This is a genomic window from uncultured Clostridium sp. (genome assembly GCF_947072515.1).
Classification (GTDB): Bacteria; Bacillota; Clostridia; order Clostridiales; family Clostridiaceae; genus Clostridium.
The window spans coordinates 1-2,686 of record NZ_CAMTIG010000127.1 but is presented as its reverse complement, the minus strand read 5'-3'; the positions used below and the strand labels follow the sequence as shown (position 1 = coordinate 2,686).

The 2,686-nt window shown below is 25.7% G+C and carries 4 protein-coding genes; all 4 read left to right on the top strand.

Going from position 1 to position 2,686, the window contains the following annotated elements; genetic code table 11:
* Positions 1-217 precede the first annotated feature (217 nt).
* Positions 218-694 carry a GNAT family N-acetyltransferase gene (locus Q0W06_RS19555; RefSeq protein ID WP_297639850.1) on the top strand — a complete coding sequence of 159 codons (477 nt, stop codon included), beginning with the start codon at positions 218-220 and terminating at the stop codon, positions 692-694.
* Between the two features lie 102 nt (positions 695-796).
* A complete protein-coding gene (locus Q0W06_RS19550; RefSeq protein WP_297639848.1) occupies positions 797-1,243 on the top strand; it encodes a GNAT family N-acetyltransferase in 447 nt (148 codons plus the stop codon).
* A gap of 261 nt (positions 1,244-1,504) precedes the next feature.
* Positions 1,505-1,729 carry a DUF6718 family protein gene (locus Q0W06_RS19545; protein WP_003432113.1) on the top strand — a complete coding sequence of 75 codons (225 nt, stop codon included), beginning with the start codon at positions 1,505-1,507 and terminating at the stop codon, positions 1,727-1,729.
* 520 nt (positions 1,730-2,249) lie between these two features.
* Positions 2,250-2,686, top strand: a 437-nt coding sequence (locus Q0W06_RS19540) for a MupG family TIM beta-alpha barrel fold protein (protein WP_297639834.1), incomplete at its 3' end; no start/stop codon positions are given.

The following is a 2,686-nucleotide window of genomic DNA, read 5'->3' as shown; positions in this document are numbered from 1 at the left end:
TAAATCTATCTTTAGATTATACAAAATATATGCATTTTTTCACAGTCTGCCGGGGTTTGTGGGAAAACTAACCAAAAGTAAATGAGCCGAAAACTTTTTTATTTTTTAAATTCTTCAAGTTATTGCAGGTTAGGGCATAGCTAAAGGTGGAATATATGAAAAGCTTAATATTTAATGAGAGCTTTGAAGTATAATAAAACTATTGGAGGTGGTTTTATTGAGATTAAAATTAGTAGAATTTACAGAACAATATGCAAAAGAAATTTGTGACTGGAAATATGATAATAAATATTCCATATATAATTATCCTGCATGGAAAAAAGCATTAGATGAAAAATGGGCGATTACTATAGACGTTAAAAGAAAAAAAGAATTTTTTGCTGTAGTTGATGATTATTATAATTTATGTGGTTATGTAAGAGCACAGGAAAAAAGTGAGTTTGTTTTAGCTGGAATTGGATTAAGACCTTCTTTATGTGGACATGGAATAGGATTTAATGTAATGGAATTGTTAGTACAAAAGTGTAGAGAGTTATATAAAAATAAAAAAATTGTTTTAGAAGTTCGTTCTTTTAATAAAAGAGCAATTAAATGTTATAAGAAAATAGGGTTTGAAATTAAGAAAACATATAAAAAAGAAACACCTATGGGCAGTGGGGAATTTATCAGAATGGAATATGGTTATATAAATTAGTATTGAAGTGAAAAAACAATCAGAAATGGAGTTTAATTTGTAAAGTGTATTGTAATAAATTAAAAGTGAGAGATAAATAGGAATTTATAAAGGAGATATATAATGAATATTAGAAAAGCAAAAATAAGTGATTTATCAAGAATAGCTGAAATATATGTTTTTAATAATAGAATAAATTTTTTTCCAATTTTTAAAGATGAAAGGTTTTCGTTTGGTGAATTACAAGTTGTTTCATTAGCAAATAATTATTTCAACAAAGATGAAATAATTAAAAATACATATGTATTTGATAATGGATTAATAAATGGCTTTATTCAAGTGAATAAAAAAGAGCTTTGCAAAATATATGTAGATACATTTTTCCAAAGTGAAGGAATTGGTAAAGAACTTATAAAATTTGCAATTAATGAACTTAAGGCAGATAATTTGTGGGCATTAGAAAAAAATATAAGAGCAATTTCTTTTTATGAAAGACATGGTTTTCATTTAACAGGTGAAAAGAAATTTGAAGAAGGTACTACTGAATATCTTGTTAAGATGGAGAAGTAAATTCCTAGTTTTCGATTAGATAATTTTAAGTTAGTAGTAAGAATTTAAGGTGATAATATTAAACCTATTATTGCCTTATGCTATAATAAATTATAGAAATAATATAAATTTATATTGTTTATTTGTAGAGGAAAAGTAATGTGGATACTAACAAGTTAATTAGAACTTTAGATGCAATAAGTTATAAAACTAAACTTGGGAAAACTTAAATAATACGCTTAGAAAAGTAGATAAAGAACTCTTAAAGGAGGAATTAGATAAATGTATTATATATTAGTTAAGAATTTTAATTCAGTAGGATCAGTTGTATATGGATCAAATGATTCTAAAGAAGTTGATATGATAGATGATTTATTAAATTATAAATTAGATGGAAAAGAGAAGCAGGTTGTATTATTATCCAACTTAGAAATGTGGAAAGAATACGAACCATTTAATATGACAAATAGTGTTGGTGAATTTATAGATAAAGCAATGCTTAATTAATATAGAATAGGAAATCACCGGTACAAAATAAAAATTAAAAATTAAAACTAAAACTAAAATCCAAACCCCGTGGCACGGAACAGCTAATAGCTAGTCCGTTTGCCCGGGGTTTGTGGGAAAACTAACTAAAAGCAAATGAACCAAAAACTTTTTTATTTTTTTGAAATGCTTCAAGGTATTGTAGGTCAGGGCATGTCCATAGTAGCTCAAGATGTATTTTTTATTTACAGGGACTATAAAAGAAAATGAGATTTATGAGCTAAGATACAATGGAAGTCTTGGCTCATTTTTATTTATGAAAGTGTAAATAAGTTTACTATTGATGAAGTTAAGGCTATAAAATACATGATGATTTCTATAGAAATGATAATGATAGCATATTTTGCTAGAGAAGGATATTATGACATAGTAAACATAAATATAAAAATGGACAGGAAAAGATGATTCATTTAAAATGAAAATATAGGAAATAAAAGGTAAGTTCCTATATAATAATAGATTAAAATTAGGAGATGAAGATATGGGGTTAGGAATTAGTGTTTATCCATTATTAAGTTCGAAAGAGGAAAATTTAGAGTATATTAAAAAGGCTAGAAATTTAGGATATGAAAGAATATTTACATCAATGCTTGAGGTTTCAAAAGAAAAAGAAGAGGCATTAAAGCAAGTAGATATTTATAGAGATATATTAACTTATGCAAGAGATTTAGGTATGAGAGTTTTCATAGATATAAATCCTGAAGTTTTAAAAAATATAGATATAGATCCAAAAGATTTGAAATTCTTTGTAGATTTAGGTTGTACAGGAATAAGATTAGATGGAGTATTTAATGGAATTTATGAATCTATGATGACTTATAATGAATATGGATTAGAAATTGAAATTAATGGTTCATTTAATAGTGCATATGTAAATAATATAGTAGATTTAAAATGTAATAAGGAAAAGCTTGTAGT